Consider the following 15,158-nt stretch of genomic DNA (forward strand, 5'->3'; position numbering starts at 1 on the left):
GCGGCGCGGCAGGCCGCCGACATCACGGAGACCGCCAGAGACGTCACCGACGTGCTGCTACAGGTCGGTACCGACCAGACGCCGGTCGACCTCCGCACCGAACTCACCGAGCAGATCGAACAGATCCGGTCGGACAAAGACCGGGCGACTGTCACCGTGGACGAGACGATTCCGGACGTGACGGTGTTGGCGGACGACCTGCTGGAGGCGGTGTTCCGGAACCTCCTGACGAACGCGGTCGTCCACAACGACAAGGAAGTGGCCGAGATCACGGTGTCGACCGACGTGTCGGACGAGACGGTGCGCGTGTCGATCGCGGACGACGGTCCCGGGATCGCGGACGATCACAAGGCGCAGATCTTCCAGGAGGGCGAGAAGGGACTCGAGAGCGGTGGAACGGGGATCGGGCTGTACCTCGTCGAGACGCTCGTTGACAGGTACGGCGGCGACGTGTGGGTCGAGGACAACGATCCGACCGGGAGCGTGTTCACCGTCGAACTCCGCCGCGCCGACTGAGCGCGTCCGGGCCGCCGCTCCGCCCGGACGCGATGGGCGGATCGATCGCGCACAGCGACGGGCTTAATCGCCCGACGACCCAAGACCCGGCGATCAGTTAATGTCGGAGCCGTCGGGGATGGACGCGTTCGCGCACCTCGGGAGCGAGGTCCGCGAGGCGCTGTCGGACCGGGGGTTTTCCACGCCCACCGAGCCCCAGCGCGAGGCGATCCCGCCGCTCGCGGCCGGGCGGAACGCGCTCGTCTTAGCCCCCACGGGCACCGGGAAGACGGAGACCGCGATGCTCCCCGTCTTCGACGCGCTCGCCGAGGCCCGGAACTCGCCCGGCGACCCGCCCCGCGACGGCATCTCTGCCCTCTACATCACCCCCCTCCGCGCGCTCAACCGCGACATGATGGACCGGCTGGAGTGGTGGGGCGAGACCCTCGGCGTCGAGGTCGCGGTGCGCCACGGGGACACCACGCAGTACGAGCGCTCGAAGCAGGCGGACGACCCGCCGGACGTGCTCATCACGACGCCGGAGAGCCTCCAAGCGATCCTGACGGGCTCGAAGATGCGAGTCGCCCTCGAAGACGTCGCGCACGTCGTGATCGACGAGGTCCACGAGCTGGCCTCGGCGAAGCGGGGCGCCCAGCTCACGGTCGGCATGGAGCGGCTCCGCCGCGTCGCGGGGCCGTTCCAGCGGATCGGGCTCTCCGCGACGGTGGGCGACCCCGAGGAGGTCGGCCGGTTCCTCGTCGGGACGGGGACGCGGGACCCTGACCGCGAGGGGGACCGCGACTTCGAGACGGTCGAGGTCGCGGCCGGGACGCGGACCGACGTGCGCGTGCTGGACCCGTCGATTACCGATCGCGACACGACGCTCGCGGGCGAACTCGCGGTCGACGAGACGACCGCGAGCCACGTGCGGACGATCCGCGAGATCGTCGCGGACAACGAGTCGACGCTGATCTTCGTCAACACGCGACAGACCGCGGAGGCGCTCGGCTCGCGGTTCAAGACGCTCGCCGAAAAGGAGCGGGAGCGCGGGGTCGACGACCCCACGGAGATCGAGCTCCACCACGGGTCGCTCTCGAAGGAGGTCCGGATCGACGTGGAGGACCGGTTCAAGTCGGGCGACCTCGACGGGCTCGTCTGTACCTCCTCGATGGAGCTCGGGATCGACGTGGGCCGCGTCGACCACGTGGTCCAGTACGGGAGCCCGCGCGAGGTCGCCCGCCTGCTCCAGCGCGTCGGGCGCGCTGGCCACCGCCGCGACCTCGTCTCCGAGGGGACCGTCGTCGCGCAGGGGGGCGACGACACCCTCGAAGCGATGGCCATCGCGCGGCGGGCGGGCGAGGAGCTCGTCGAGCCCGCGAACATCCACCACGGCAGCCTCGACACGGTCGCGAACCAGATCGTCGGCCTCGTGATGGACGAGGGGGAGCTCCACGCTCGGGAGGCGTACCGGACGATCACGGACGCCTACCCGTTCAGGGACCTCTCCGAGCCGCGGTTCCAGGAGGTCGTCCGCGAGCTCGACGGCAACCGACTGCTGTGGCTCGACGAGGAGACGGACACGCTGGAGAAGTCGGGCGGCACCTGGCAGTACTTCTACGCGAACCTCTCGATGATCCCCGACGAGGCCACCTACGAGGTGTACGACATGTCCTCGCGGCGGGGTATCGGGACCTTAGACGAGCAGTTCGTCGTCAACTTCGCCGGGCCGGGCGAGACGTTCGTCCAGCGCGGCGAGATGTGGCGGATTACGGAGATCGACGAGGATGAGGAGCGCGTGAACGTGACGCCGATCCCCGACCCGACCGGCGAGGTCCCCTCGTGGGTGGGCCAGGAGATCCCCGTCCCGAAGCCCGTCGCCGAGGAGGTGGGTCGAATTCGCGGCGAGGCCGCGGCCGCGCTGGAGGATGGCTCGACCCCCGAGGCCGTCGCCGCCGACCTCGCCGAGCGCTACCCGACCGACGCGGAGACGGTCGCGGCCGCGCTGAAGTCCGTCGTCGACCACGTCGACGCCGGCCACCCGGTCCCCACGGACGAGCGGGTCGTGATCGAGGGGAGCGCGCGCACCGTCGCGGTCAACGCCGCCTTCGGCCACGAGGTCAACGAGACGCTCGCACGCCTGCTCGCGGCGTTGGTCGGCCAACGTGCCGGCTCGTCGGTCGGCATGGACGTCGACCCGTACCGGATCGAGTTCGAGGTCCCCGGCGGCGTCGGTCCCGGGACCTTCCGCGAGGTGCTGGAGACGACCGACCCCGACCGCCTGGAGGCGTACCTCGAACTCGCGGTGAAGAAGTCGGACGCGCTGAAGTTCACGCTCGCGCAGGTCGCCGCGAAGTTCGGCGCCGTCAAGCGCTACAAGGAGGGGCGGGGGAAGTTCGGCGGCGACCGCCTGCTCGCCGCCTTGGAGGACACGCCCGTCTACGACGAGGCGCTCCGCGAGGTGTTCCACGCCGACCTCGCCGTGCCGGAGACCGCCGACCTGCTCGCGGCGGTCCAGGACGGCTCGCTCGACCTCGCGATCGCCCGCGAGCGCACCCCGCTCGGCACCGCGGGCCGGTCCGCCGGCACGGAGTTCCTCGTCCCCGACAACGCCGACGCCGACGTGATCGAGACGGTCAAGGAGCGCATACGGGACGACCGCGTCATCCTCTTCTGTCTCCACTGTACCGACTGGAAGCAGACGACGAAGGTCCGGCGCGTCCGCGACCAGCCCGAGTGCCCCGAGTGCGGGTCGACGCGGATCGCGGCGCTGAACCCGTGGGACGACGAGACGGTCGCCGCGGTGCGCGCGCCCGAGAAGGACGACGAGCAGGAGCGCCGCACCGAGCGCGCCCACCGCGCCGCGAGCCTCGTCCAGACCCACGGGAAACGGGCGGTGATCGCCCTCGCCGCCCGGGGCGTCGGCCCCCACAACGCCGCGCGGATCATCAACAAGCTGCGCGAGGACGAAGACGAGTTCTACCGCGACGTGCTCCGCCAGGAGCGGGAGTACGCGCGCACGCAGTCGTTCTGGGATTAGTTCCCGGACACGCTCTTTTTTGTGTGGCACGGCCGAAGCGAGGACATGGACCTCTCCGCCGCCGTCTCGGCAACGACAGCGACCCTCCGTCGCCGCCCCGCACAGCTCCTCCCCTTCTACCTCCTCGGGACCGCGGTCCCGGTGATCGCTCGCCTCGGCACGTTCGCCGCGCTGGCGGGGATCTACCTCCACCTCGAACTCTCCGGGCGGCTCGCGACCGCCGGCGACGCCCTCGCCGGGGTCGAGCCGCCGCCGGAGACGCAGGACCCGGAGGCGATTCAGGCGTGGGCCGAGGGCCTGACGCCCGCGTTCGAGCCCCTGTTGACGCCGACGGTCGGAGCCCTGTTCGTCGCCGGCGTACTCGTCTCGGTCGCCCTCGCGATAGTCGCGTACGCCGTCGTCTCGGCCGGGCAGCTCTCCGCGGTGATCACGAGCCTCCGCGACGAGCGGGGGCTCGTCGGCGGGATCGCCGGCGCGCGGTCCCGCTGGCTCACGTTCCTCGGGGTGTACGTCGCCGAGCTCCTCCTCTGGATCGCCGTCGTCGCGCTCGGGTCGATCGCGGTGGGCGCGGCGTTCCTCGCGAACCCGTTCCTCGGCGCCGCGGTCGCGGTCGCCGCCCTGCTCGTCGGGTTCGTCGCCTTAGCGCTCGTCCGGATCCTGTTCGCGTTCGCGCCGGTCGCCGTCGTCGTCGACGACGCCGGCGTGGTCGGCGCGGTCGAGGGCGCGGGCGGCTTCGTGCGCTCGAACCCCGTCGACGCCGCCGCCTACCTCGTGGTCGCGATCGGCTCGCTGGTCGCCGTCGCGTCGGTCGCCTCCGGGATCGCGTTCCTCGGCGGCGGCCCCGTCGTCGCGCTCGCCAGCGCGGTCGTCGTCGCGCCCGCGCTCGACCTGCTGAAGACCGTCCTCTACGGCGACTACCGCGGCACGGTCGACCCCGCCTCGCCGCCCGAGGCCGGCGTCAGGGCGCAGTTCGTCGGCGGAGCCCGCCGCGGCTGGCGAGCGCTCGGGAGCTTCGTCCGGTCGACGCCCGGCCACCACGCCCTCGCGCTCGCGGTGGCCGTCGGCTTCGGCGCGCTCGGCTGGCTGGCCGCCGCGCCGTTCGCCGAGACGGTCCCGACCTCGATCGAGGGACGGCTGGTCGGACAGATCCCGCCCGTGGCGGCGCTGACGTACTTCGGGAACAACTGGGGCGTCGCGATCGCGACCGCCTTCTCCGGGGCGGGGTTCGTCCTCCCCGCGCTCTCGTCGCTCGCGTTCAACGGCCTCGCGCTCGGCGCCACCGCCGCCTTAGAGGAGAACCTCCCCGCGCTCGTCGCGTTCGTGGTCCCCCACGGGATCTTCGAGATCCCCGCGCTCGTCGCCTCGGGCGCGCTGGGCGTCCACCTCGGCGCGGTCTCGTGGCGGACGTTCCGCGGCCGCGCGAGCCGCGAGCGGCTCGCCGACGCCTTGGAGACCGCCTTCTGGGTGACCGTCGGTCTCGGAATCCTGTTCGCCGTCGCCGCCGTGATCGAGGGGTTCGTCAGCCCGTTCTACTGGCGGCCGTTCCTGTGAGCGACGCGGCCCGCCGACGCGCCGGCCTCGGTTCCTGCGGCGGAGCGGGGCGCTGACGCCGCCCGCAGCCTTATTACCGCGCGGTCGAAGCGACGGTATGACACCGCTCGTCGCCGTCATCCTCGTCGGCGTCCCGCTCGCGTGGCTCGTCGGCTTCGCCGCCTACGCGTACGTCGACGCGCCCAAGTACGGCATGGACCCGCGGAAGTGGGCGCTGATCGCCTTCTTCGTCCCGTTGTTCGGCTTCTTCGCGTACGTGTTCGAGCGCGACGAGCGCGACTACGACCCGGAGACCGACCCGTACGCCGGCGGCGACGACGGCCGCACCGGCGGCTTCGCCGTCCACGAGTCGCGGCAGGGAGAAGAGCGGCTCGGTCCGGCGGGAACGGAGGCGGACGACGACGGCGACGACGACGAGTGGAACGACCCGGACGGAGTCGACTTGTAGGGGCTCGGCGGCCGGGAGCGCACCGCTCGACGCGCGTCCGCTCAGAGCGCGTCGATCAGGGCCTTCCGGCGCCGGTCGAGGTCGAACGCGGCGTCGGCGGCGTCGAGCCGGCCGAGGAACGCGAACACGTCCGCGCCCGCCCCCTCGGCGTGGCGGACAAGGGCCTCGATCGACGCGCGGTTCGTGGCGAACGACTCCAGGTTCCCGCAACAGAGCGCCAAGGCGATCCCCGCCTCGCCGGAGGGGAACGCGGGGTCGACGCGGCCGAGGTCGGGGTCGTCGGTCGCCGCGTCCGCGACGCCCGCCTCGTCGGCCGCGGCGACGCGCAGACACCGCGTACAGATCGCCGCCGGATCGGCGGGGGCGTGTTCGCGGAGCGCCGGCGGCACCGCGAAGGCGACGACCTCGGCGTCACAGTGTGGACAGGACACACCCGTCGCTACGTGCGGGGCGGGCTAAAAGCCGACGGCGGGAAAACGAGCGGGACCGGCGCGGAAGCGGTGATGGCGATTCGAGGCGAACGCCGCGAGGGCGTCAGTCGGCGGGCTCGAGCTCTTCGGTCTCCGCGGCCGCGACCTCCGCGGTCGCCTCCTCGGCCTCCGCCCGCTCTTCTTCCTCCTTTTTCGCTTTGATCTTCTTCATGCGGAAGATCTCCTCGCGCTCCTGCTCTTCGAGCTTCTGCTCGATGTACTCCTGGTTCTCGTAGAGCGTCGGGAGCAGCGTGAACTCCAAGGCGTTCACGCGGCGCTTCGTGGTCTCGATCTCGGTGAGCATCTTCTTCATCGCCGTCTCGACCTCGGCCGCGAGGATGATCTTCTCTAACAGCTCCTCGTAGGCGTCGGCCGCCTCGTCGATCCGCGCCGAGGAGCCCAACAGGCCGTACCCGCGCTCGTCGAGGCTCTTCTGGACCTTCGAGGACTCGATCTGCGGGACCACGACGCCCATGATGTTCTTCGACTGGGTCGTGATCTCGGGGTGCTCTTTCAGCGCCGCGGCCGCGCCGCGGACGGCGACGTCGCCCTCCATCGCCCGGGCCATGTCGATCTTGCGCTGGGCCGTCTCGTAGTTCTCGGAGACCTCGGACCGGACGTCCTGCGCCTGGTCGAGGATGTCCATGAACTCCATGATGAGCCCGTCGCGCTTCTGTTCGAGCGTGTCGTGACCGCGCTCGGAGAGCTCGATGCGGTCCTCGATCGCCATCAGGTTCTTCCGCGTCGGTTTGACGTCCTTGGCCATCTTGAGGGAAGCTTCCGCTCCGAGGCGGTTAATTCTTTTCAGACGCGGCGGGTCACCCCCGACGACGACTGGGAGCGACGGTGATCAGCGCCGCTGTCCGGGCGCGGCGTCGCAGGCGTCAAAAAGTGATTCGGGCCGTCAGTCGGCCGCTTCGAGGACTTCGCGCTCGGACTCGTCTTCGCGGTAGTGCTCCTCGATGAACTCCTCGTCGATCCGGTTGAGGGCGTCCTTCGGCAGCATCGAGAGGAGGTCCCAGCCGATCGAGAGCGTCTCGTCGATGTCGCGGTTCTCGTCGAAGCCCTGGTCGATGAACTCGGACTCGAACGCGTCCGCGAAGTCGAGGTACTTGTTGTCGAGCTCCGACAGCGCCTCGCGACCGACGATGTTCACGAGGTCGCGGAGGTCCTCGCCCTCCGCGTACGCCGCGAACATCTGGTCTTTCACGTCGGCGTGGTCGGCGCGGGTGAGCCCCTCGCCGATGCCGTCGTCCATCAGCCGCGACAGGCTGGGGAGGACGTTGATCGGCGGCTGGAGGCCCTGGCTGTTGAGGTCGGGGTCGACGTAGATCTGCCCCTCCGTGATGTACCCGGTCAGGTCCGGGATCGGGTGGGTGTCGTCGTCGCCCGGCATCGTGAGGATCGGGATCTGCGTGACAGAGCCCTCACGCCCCTTGATCCGGCCGGCGCGCTCGTACAGCTGCGCCAGGTCGGTGTACATGTACCCGGGGTACCCGCGGCGGCCGGGCACCTCCTCGCGGGCCGCCCCGATCTCGCGGAGCGCCTCGCAGTAGTTGGTCATGTCCGTCAGGATGACGAGGACGTGGTAGTCCTTCTCGAAGGCGAGGTACTCGGCCGTCGTCAGGACCATCCGCGGCGTGACCGTCCGCTCGACGGCGGGGTCGTCCGCGAGGTTCATGAACACGACGGAGCGTTCGAGCGCGCCGGTGCGCTCGAAGTCCTCCATGAACTCGTTGGCCTCCTCCTGGGTGATCCCCATCGCGCCGAAGATGACGGCGAACTCGGAGCCGTCCTCGTCGTCGCCCTCCTCCTCCTCGGGCACGCTGGCCTGCCGCGCGATCTGCATCGCGAGCTCGCTGTGCGGCTGGCCGGAGCTGGAGAAGATCGGGAGCTTCTGCCCCCGGACCAGGGTGTTCATGCCGTCGATGGCGGAGACGCCCGTCTCGATGAACTCCTCGGGGTACTCCCGGGAGTACGGGTTGATCGCCGCGCCGACGATGTCCTGGCGCTCCTCGGGAACGATCTCCGGGCCGTCGTCGATCGGGCGGCCGGAGCCGTCGAGCACCCGCCCGAGGAGGTCCTCGGTGACGGGCATCTTCATCGTCTCGCCCAGGAAGCGGACGGACGCGTCTCGGTCGATGCCTGAGGTGCCCTCGAAGACCTGGATGGCGACCACGTCCTCCGAGGATTCGAGCACCTGTCCGCGCAGCGTCTCCCCCTGTGCCGTCTCGATCTCGACGATCTCGTCGTAGCCGATCGCCTCGTCGACCTCGGCGTACACGAGGGGACCGCTGATCTCGGTGATGGTTTGATACTCTTTCATGGTCAGTAGAGGCTCCGGAGCTCCTCGGTGATCTCCGCTTTGAGATCCTCGACGTACTCCTCGTAGTCCTCTTGGACGCCGATACGGTTAATCCGCGGGGCCGAGTCGATGTCGATGATCTCCTCGACCGGGACGCCGGCGTCGAGCGCGTCGAACGCCTCGTCGTTGAACGTCTGGATCGTCGTCAGCATGAGGTACGTCTTCTCCGGCGGACAGAACGTGTCGACCGGGTGGAACGCGTTCTGCTGGAGGTACGCCTCGCGCAGGTAGCGGGCGACCTCCAGGGTGAGCTGCTGGTCGTCGGGCAGGGCGTCCTTCCCGACGAGCTGGACGATCTCTTGCAGCTCCGTCTCCTCGTCGAGCACGTCGACCGCCCACTGGCGCCGCTCGGCCCAGTCGTCGGCGACCTCGTCTTCGAACCAGGGGTCGAGCTGGTCTTTGTACAGCGAGTAGGACTCGTTCCAGTTGATCGACGGGAAGTGGCGCCGTTCCGCCAGGTCCGCGTCGAGCGCCCAGAACGTCTTCACGATACGCAGCGTGTTCTGGGTGACCGGCTCGGAGAAGTCGCCGCCGGGCGGCGACACCGCGCCGATCGCCGAGACGGAGCCCTCCGTCCCGTTGATGTTCTCGAAGTAGCCGGCGCGCTCGTAGAACTGCGCCAGGCGGGCGGCGAGGTACGCGGGGTACCCCTCCTCGCCGGGCATCTCCTCCAGCCGGGAGGAGATCTCGCGCATGGCCTCCGCCCACCGCGAGGTGGAGTCGGCCATCAGCGCCACGTCGTACCCCATGTCGCGGTAGTACTCGGCGATCGTGATCCCCGTGTAGATACAGGACTCACGCGCCGCGACGGGCATGTTCGAGGTGTTCGCGATGAGCGAGGTGCGGGCCATCAGCGGGTTGCCGTTGGCCGGGTCCTCCAACTCGGGGAAGTCCTCGATGACCTCGGTCATCTCGTTGCCGCGCTCGCCGCAGCCGACGTAGACGATGATGTCCGCGTCGGCGTACTTCGCGAGCTGGTGCTGGGTGACCGTCTTCCCGGAGCCGAACGGCCCGGGGATGGCGGCCGTCCCGCCCTTCGCGATGGGGAACAGGCCGTCGAGGATGCGCTGGCCGGACACCAGCGGCGTCCGGGGCGTCTTCTTGTCGTTGGCGGGGCGGGCCTCGCGCACCGGCCACTCCTGGTGCATCGAGATCTCCTCGCCGTTGTCCAGCTCGACGACCGTCTCGGTCACGTCGAAGCTCCCGGACTCGGCAGCGACGACCTCGCCGCCCTCGTAGTCCGGCGGCACCATGACCTTGTGGTCGATGGTGACCGTCTCCTCGACGATCCCGACGATGTCGCCGGGCTCGACGACGTCGCCTGCCTCGACCTCGGGCTCGAACTCCCACTCCTCCTCGAGGTCGATACCGGGCGCGTCGACCCCGCGGTCGAGGTACGGACTGCCCATCTTGCCCTCCAGCACGTCCAGGGGGCGCTGAACGCCGTCGTAGATGGCGTCCAGCATCCCCGGGCCGAGGTCGACCGACAGCGGCTCGCCCGTGTTCTCGACGGGTTCGCCGGGGCCGACACCGGAGGTCTCCTCGTACACCTGAACGGTCGTGAGGTCGCCCTCGATCTCGATCACTTCCCCCATGAGCCCTTCGTCGCCGACGTAGACGACGTCGTTCATGCGGGCGTTGAGATCGCGGGCGGTCACGACCGGACCGCTCACGCTCTGAATGACGCCGCTGTCTGTCTCGGCGTCGGTTGTGTCTGCTTTGCTCATATTAGTCGTCTTCCTCCATCAGGTCGATGCCGATGGCGCGTTTGATCTGGTCGCGCAGCCCGCCGCTACCGGCGCCGGAGCCGCCGAGCGTCACGAGGACCGGCTCGATGCTCCCCTCGACGGCCTCGCGGGTCCCCCGCGAGAGGTGGTCGAGGTCGTCGTCGTGCATCACGATGATGCCGACGTCGTCGTCGTCGAGCGTCCGCTCGACGGCGTCGTCGAGCCGCTCGTCCTTCTCCTCGTCCGGCACGTTCTCGAACGCTCGGACGCCGGCGAGGCGGAATCCGGTCGTGAACTCCGGGCTGCCGACGACCGCTATCTCCTGGCTCATGTTATCACCAGCTCCGATTCGATCTCGTCGGGCGAGAGGCCGGCCTCCTTCCCGCGGGCGATCGCCCGGATGTTCTCCGTCTCGCGCTCCTTCGCGAGGATGTAGGAGATCACCGGGGTGACCGACACCGGGTGGATCGTGCCGAGGCGGTCGCCGTACGCCAACAGCGCGCCGTCGATGGCGTGCTCGAACGCGATGAGGCTGTCCGCCTCCTCGAGCTCGCGCAGCGCGGGCCCGAGCTCGTCGCCGTACTGGCTGTCGCCGATGTACTCGACCAGCTCGTCGAGGTTCTGCGCCAGCCGCGCGAGCGACGAGCGGGTGAACAGGTCGCCGCCCTCGATGAAGTACGCCGCGGGGTCGATGTCCGCGCCCGAGCGGGCGAGCCGGAGCGCGTTCGTCGCGTTCCGGAAGTCGACCTCCGCCTTGAGGAACGCCTCGTACTGCCGGGTCGGCTCGTCGCCGCCGAGCCCGGAGAGGAGCCGCTCGTAGAACGCGCGGTCGACCGCGTTCTCCAAGGGCACCAGCACGCCCGTCTCCTCGTACTCGGCGAACGCCTCGCGCAGCGGCTCGCCGTAGATCGTGTCTTCGAGGACCTCGATCACGCCGTCGATCGAGTCCGCCTCCAGCAGCCGACGGACGCGCCGGTCGTCGAACTCGCCGGCGCGGATCAGGTCGGCCTCGACGGCCGACTGGTCCGCGTCGGTGTAGACGCCGCGGATGACCGTCTTCACGTTCCAAGCGTCGAACTTCCGGAGGTAGCGGGCGATGAGGTCGTACAGCGGCCCCTCGCTCCAGTCGAGGATGGCGTCGAACTGCTCGGCGAGGTTCCGGTTCAGCGCGTACTCGATCAGGTCCACGCCGCCGTGGCGGCTGCCGAGCGCGTTGACCTCCTCGCCGTAGCTCGACTCCTCCATGAACCGGGCGATCTCGGCCGGCCCCATCCGGGTGAGCTTGCGGTACTCCTCGTCCCCGTAGAGGCTGCCGCGGCGGGCACGAACCCGCGCGACGACGTACTCGGGGTTCGAGCTACCGGCGGCGCTCATTGGTCGAACAGCCGCTCCGAGATGTTCTTCAACTCGTCGTCCCAGACGGACTCCAGGACCGAGTCGAACGTGTTGTTCACGCGAACGCGGGAGGTGTCGCTCTCCGCGACGACGCCGCCGAGGCAGTCGACCTCGCCGTCGACCTCGGCGTTGCGGTCCGCCACGAGCTCTTCGAGCAGCTCGACGTCCTCGGCGCGGGTGTAGACGGCGACGTCCTCGTCGTCGTCGAACTCCGCGAGGGTCGCGTCGAGTAAGGCCTCCGTGAGGTTGCGGCGGTCGTCGCCGTCGAGGTCGGCTATCGCCGCCTCGACCTCGTCGTGGACGTCCTCCAAGACGTCGCGGCGGGCGCCCAGCCGCTCCTGTTTGGCCTCGAGCTTCGCCGACGAGAGCGTCTGTTCGCGCTCCTGGTCGATCTGGCTCTCGACCTCTGCGAGCCGCTCCTCGCGGATGCGGTCCGCGTCGGCCTCCGCCTCGTCGATGACCTCGTCGGCCTCCGCCTCGGCCTGTTCGCGGATCTCCTCCGCACGCGCGCGGGCCTCATCTTCAACGTCCTCAACGACGGTTTCCAAACTCATTGGTTGAAAAACGCTGGAGAGTTACCCGACGATGAAGACGACGACGAGCGCGAGGATGACGATCGTCTCGGGAAGGACCGTCAGGATGAGCCCGTTGACGAAGAGGTCGTCGTCCTCGGCCATCGCGCCGACGGCGGCCGACCCGATACCGCGCTCCGCGTAGCCTGCGCCCAGCGCCGCGAGCCCGACGGCGAGCGCCGCCGCGGCGTTGGGGTCAGTCAGCGTTCCACCGGTCGACAGTACGAGGTTCCCGAGTTCGTTGGTAGCTTCAAACATTGGTAGTAGTTGCTGTTGCTCGTCTCCGAACGGTTGCTATTTGCCCCTACAGGAGTCATAAAGCTTCCCAAAACGACCGAACGGAATCCGGGAGAACGGCGGGGAAAGCGGGTGCTATCCGCGTCAGAACCCGACGGAATTGCCGGGTTCGACCGCGGTCGAAGCGGCGAGACCGAGCGGCGACCGACGACCGGGCGTCGTCAGTCGTCGCGGGTGTACTTCCGGTCGCGGCCGAACGGGAGGTACGCGCGGCCGCCGCCCTCGTAGAAGTTCCCGAAGAACTCCACGTACTCGAGGCGGACCGCCTGAATGCCGGCGGACGTGACCCCGAGCAGGAGGACGACGACGTGGCCGACGACGGCCACGACGATCCCGCCCACCAAGGCGACGATCCCGACCAGACCGATCGAGGCCGGGTCGAACGCCGTGGTGATACCCGCGAACACGAGCTCGTAGTCCGCGGTCTCTTGCACCTTGGCGAGGTAGTCCGCGCTGAAGATGAAGTGGAAGCTCCCGTCGCCGCCGTCGTCGATGTAGGCGCCGAACGCGAGCAGGTTGACCGCGAGCGCCATCCCGCCCTTCGCGAGCAGGACGGCCATGATCCGGGCGTACGAGATGACGTTGACGATCGGCGAGAGGAACTCCGCGAGCTCCGGCGGCTCGCCGATGCCGAGCAGCACGATCCCGAGGCCCGCCCCGACGGCGCCGGCGATACCGACGACGACCGGGAAGCCGCTGAACGAGACCGCGCCGAACGTCAGGATCGAGACCGCCTCGAACAGGAAGTCGGGCTTCGGACCGGGCACGTGCTGGCTGAAGATCCAGATCCACGCGCCGTTGAGGATCAGCAGCCACGAGCCGGCCTCGTACACGGCGTGTTTCAGGTCGTGCTGCTGGGCGGTGCTCACGAACGAGAGCACGTGACCGACGTTCAGGTGGACGATCCCGAACACCACGCTCACGACGAGGAAGGACAGCCCCCAGTTGAGGTCGGCGGGCGAGAGCCCCTTCCCGGCGACCGGCCAGTGGATGCCGAGCAGCTGGTAGGCGTGGTAGCCGAACAGGTCGATGCCGAAGTAGATCCCGAACAGTATCGTGAAGCCGCCGGCCCACATCGCGACGGAGCCGAGCTCGCGGAACGCCCCCTCGTAGTTCGAGTACATGAAGAACCCGATGGCGGCGTAGAGGACCCCGTACCCGACGTCGCCGATCATGAACCCGAACATCGCCGGGAACGTGAGGAAGACGAGGAGCGTCGGGTCGAACTCCGAGTACTTCGGCCGCCCGAACGCCTGAACGAGGAGTTCGAACGGGCCGGCCGCGCTGCCGTTGTCTTGGACGACCGGCGGGTCGTCGGTGCCGTGCGTCGCGTGGCCGCCGTCGGTGGCGACCGCCGTCTCCGCCTCGCGGTCCGCGTCAGCGGCGCTCTCGTCGGCCGAGCCGCCCGCGTCGCCGTCCTCGACCGGCTCGGCGTGGTGGTCGCCGTCGGGGGTGAACGAGGCGCGTTCGAGCTCCTCGACCTCGACGTGGTCGCCGACCGCGTCGACGATCGCCGCCTCGAAGTCGGGGTACGTCTCGGTCGGTACCCACCCCTCCGCGACGAAGGCGTTCTCGGTGGTCGCGAACGAGAGCGGCGCCTCCTTCTTCTCGGCCTCGATGGTGAGCTGCTCTTCGGCGCGCAGCAGGAAGCCCGCCGCCTCCTCTTTCACCGACTCGAGCTGGCGCTCGACGCCGGCGAGCTCGTCGCGGAGGTCGGCCTGCTCGGCCTCCAGCTCCGCGACGTACTCCTCCGGGCTGGCGTCGGCGTCCGGCACGTCGAGCAGCGCGATGTCGACGCCGACGAGCGCGTCCTGGACGACGCCCTCGGCGTCGGGGTCCGTCGGCCGCGCAACGATGGCGAGCACGTCGCCGCCGACGAACACGTCGAAGACGTCGATCGAGTCGGCGTCGGCGAGCGCGGCCTCGACGGCGTCGGGCTTTGCCTCGCCGACGACGACCTCGACCGAGTCGTAGCCGCGCAGGTACTCGAGGTCGATCCCGAGCTCGGCGAACGGCTCCATCCGGTCGATCTCCTCCTGGCGGTCGCGGATCGCGGCCTGGAGCTCGTCGCGCTCGTCGTTGAGCTCGTTGACCCGCTCGCGGACCCGTTCGAGCTCGGCGACGAGCTCGTCGTCGTCGAGCGACCGGGCGACCTCGGCGTCGTCCTCGTCGACGTCGAGGATGCTCTCGAGCGACCGGACCGTGACGAGGCGCTCGTTGACGGTCTCCGCGCCGTCGAGCGACGTCCCGGGCTCGAACCCCTCGTACCGGTCGTCGTAGTCCGTGACGTGCAGGGAGTGGTGGGCGTACGCCGCCTCGATGACGTCGTCGATGACGCGCTTCGAGCCCGTCACCGACACCCGGCTCATCTGCTCAGGCCTGAGCATCCACCGCCTCCTCGGCCTGGTCGTGGACCGCCGCCTCGAACTGTTCTACGGCGTAGTCGACGGCCGATTCCACACGGTCGCGGGCCTCGCGTTCGAGCTCGTCGCGGTCGGCACGCCCCGATTCGAGGATCTCCTCGCGCCGCTCCTCGATCTCTTCTCGGGCCGCTTCGAGCCGCTCTTGGGCCTCGGCCTCCGCCTCCTCCTCGGCCTCGGCGCGGATCTCGTCCGCGCGCTCTCGAGCTTCGGCGAGGCGCTCCTCGGCGTCCGCTTCCGCGTCAGCGATGATCTCGTCCGCCTCCCGTTCGGCCTCCTTGATCGAGTTGAGCACCTCTGGTCTCGCCATGCTACTAATCGCCTGAAACTCTACAAGCGACGTATAAGGTGTTTGCGAAAGCCCGCGGGGTTGCGCGCCGA

14 protein-coding genes are annotated in these 15,158 nt (G+C 69.6%); 4 read left to right on the forward strand and 10 right to left on the reverse strand.

The features are described from left to right. From EXE44_RS15035 to EXE44_RS15050, 4 genes are all read left to right on the forward strand, one after another. The coding region (locus EXE44_RS15035) for a sensor histidine kinase KdpD (protein ID WP_137717820.1) at positions 1 to 516 on the forward strand (516 nt) is incomplete at its 5' end. Positions 517 to 616: 100 nt separating this feature from the next. Next, entirely contained in the window at positions 617 to 3,532 is a 2,916-nt protein-coding gene (locus EXE44_RS15040; RefSeq protein WP_199241221.1) for a DEAD/DEAH box helicase, read from the forward strand. A gap of 45 nt (positions 3,533 to 3,577) precedes the next feature. Continuing rightward, a complete protein-coding gene (locus EXE44_RS15045; RefSeq protein ID WP_137717821.1) occupies positions 3,578 to 5,083 on the forward strand; it encodes a stage II sporulation protein M in 1,506 nt (501 codons plus the stop codon). A gap of 97 nt (positions 5,084 to 5,180) precedes the next feature. Then, positions 5,181 to 5,531: a PLD nuclease N-terminal domain-containing protein gene (locus EXE44_RS15050; RefSeq protein ID WP_137717822.1), complete on the forward strand. Its 351-nt coding sequence runs from the start codon at positions 5,181 to 5,183 to the stop codon at positions 5,529 to 5,531. Between the two features lie 41 nt (positions 5,532 to 5,572). On the opposite strand, the gene EXE44_RS15055 is transcribed toward EXE44_RS15050, so the two are convergent. The 10 genes from EXE44_RS15055 to ahaH all read right to left on the reverse strand — a co-directional run bounded on the left by EXE44_RS15055 (position 5,573) and on the right by ahaH (position 15,087). Next, a complete protein-coding gene (locus EXE44_RS15055) occupies positions 5,573 to 5,962 on the reverse strand; it encodes a DUF6276 family protein (RefSeq protein ID WP_137717823.1) in 390 nt (129 codons plus the stop codon). A 103-nt stretch (positions 5,963 to 6,065) separates the two neighbouring features. After that, entirely contained in the window at positions 6,066 to 6,767 is a 702-nt protein-coding gene (locus tag EXE44_RS15060; protein ID WP_137717824.1) for a V-type ATP synthase subunit D, read from the reverse strand. 138 nt (positions 6,768 to 6,905) lie between these two features. After that, on the reverse strand, positions 6,906 to 8,327 hold the full coding sequence (locus EXE44_RS15065; RefSeq protein WP_137717825.1) for a V-type ATP synthase subunit B: 1,422 nt from the start codon (positions 8,325 to 8,327) through the stop codon (positions 6,906 to 6,908). Positions 8,328 to 8,329: 2 nt separating this feature from the next. Then, positions 8,330 to 10,093 carry an ATP synthase subunit A gene (locus EXE44_RS15070; protein WP_137717826.1) on the reverse strand — a complete coding sequence of 588 codons (1,764 nt, stop codon included), beginning with the start codon at positions 10,091 to 10,093 and terminating at the stop codon, positions 8,330 to 8,332. Position 10,094: 1 nt separating this feature from the next. Next, a complete protein-coding gene (locus tag EXE44_RS15075; RefSeq protein ID WP_121563633.1) occupies positions 10,095 to 10,424 on the reverse strand; it encodes a V-type ATP synthase subunit F in 330 nt (109 codons plus the stop codon). Continuing rightward, positions 10,421 to 11,467 carry a V-type ATP synthase subunit C gene (locus EXE44_RS15080; protein WP_137717827.1) on the reverse strand — a complete coding sequence of 349 codons (1,047 nt, stop codon included), beginning with the start codon at positions 11,465 to 11,467 and terminating at the stop codon, positions 10,421 to 10,423. Before EXE44_RS15080 ends, EXE44_RS15075 begins: the two co-directional genes overlap by 4 nt. Next, the gene (locus EXE44_RS15085; protein WP_137717828.1) at positions 11,464 to 12,042 is read right to left on the reverse strand and encodes a V-type ATP synthase subunit E; all 579 of its coding nucleotides are present in this window, start codon (positions 12,040 to 12,042) and stop codon (positions 11,464 to 11,466) included. The genes EXE44_RS15080 and EXE44_RS15085 overlap by 4 nt, the downstream gene beginning before the upstream one ends. Positions 12,043 to 12,063: 21 nt before the next feature. Continuing rightward, on the reverse strand, positions 12,064 to 12,318 hold the full coding sequence (locus tag EXE44_RS15090) for a hypothetical protein (protein WP_004598766.1): 255 nt from the start codon (positions 12,316 to 12,318) through the stop codon (positions 12,064 to 12,066). 200 nt (positions 12,319 to 12,518) lie between these two features. After that, a complete protein-coding gene (locus tag EXE44_RS15095) occupies positions 12,519 to 14,726 on the reverse strand; it encodes a V-type ATP synthase subunit I (protein WP_137717852.1) in 2,208 nt (735 codons plus the stop codon). A gap of 4 nt (positions 14,727 to 14,730) precedes the next feature. Then, positions 14,731 to 15,087: an ATP synthase archaeal subunit H gene (gene ahaH / locus EXE44_RS15100; protein ID WP_137717829.1), complete on the reverse strand. Its 357-nt coding sequence runs from the start codon at positions 15,085 to 15,087 to the stop codon at positions 14,731 to 14,733. Positions 15,088 to 15,158 lie beyond the last annotated feature (71 nt).

Source organism: Halorubrum sp. SS7, assembly GCF_005435055.1.
GTDB classification, from domain to species: Archaea; Halobacteriota; Halobacteria; order Halobacteriales; family Haloferacaceae; genus Halorubrum; species Halorubrum salinarum.

Coding starts and splice junctions, on each gene's coding strand:
- EXE44_RS15040 (WP_199241221.1), top strand. CDS start 617: ATGTCGGAGCCGTCGGGGATGGACGCGTTCGCGCACCTCGGGAGCGAG.
- EXE44_RS15045 (WP_137717821.1), top strand. CDS start 3,578: ATGGACCTCTCCGCCGCCGTCTCGGCAACGACAGCGACCCTCCGTCGC.
- EXE44_RS15050 (WP_137717822.1), top strand. CDS start 5,181: ATGACACCGCTCGTCGCCGTCATCCTCGTCGGCGTCCCGCTCGCGTGG.
- EXE44_RS15060 (WP_137717824.1), bottom strand. CDS start 6,767: ATGGCCAAGGACGTCAAACCGACGCGGAAGAACCTGATGGCGATCGAG.
- EXE44_RS15065 (WP_137717825.1), bottom strand. CDS start 8,327: ATGAAAGAGTATCAAACCATCACCGAGATCAGCGGTCCCCTCGTGTAC.
- EXE44_RS15070 (WP_137717826.1), bottom strand. CDS start 10,093: ATGAGCAAAGCAGACACAACCGACGCCGAGACAGACAGCGGCGTCATT.
- EXE44_RS15075 (WP_121563633.1), bottom strand. CDS start 10,424: ATGAGCCAGGAGATAGCGGTCGTCGGCAGCCCGGAGTTCACGACCGGA.
- EXE44_RS15080 (WP_137717827.1), bottom strand. CDS start 11,467: ATGAGCGCCGCCGGTAGCTCGAACCCCGAGTACGTCGTCGCGCGGGTT.
- EXE44_RS15085 (WP_137717828.1), bottom strand. CDS start 12,042: ATGAGTTTGGAAACCGTCGTTGAGGACGTTGAAGATGAGGCCCGCGCG.
- EXE44_RS15090 (WP_004598766.1), bottom strand. CDS start 12,318: ATGTTTGAAGCTACCAACGAACTCGGGAACCTCGTACTGTCGACCGGT.
- EXE44_RS15095 (WP_137717852.1), bottom strand. CDS start 14,726: ATGAGCCGGGTGTCGGTGACGGGCTCGAAGCGCGTCATCGACGACGTC.
- ahaH (WP_137717829.1), bottom strand. CDS start 15,087: ATGGCGAGACCAGAGGTGCTCAACTCGATCAAGGAGGCCGAACGGGAG.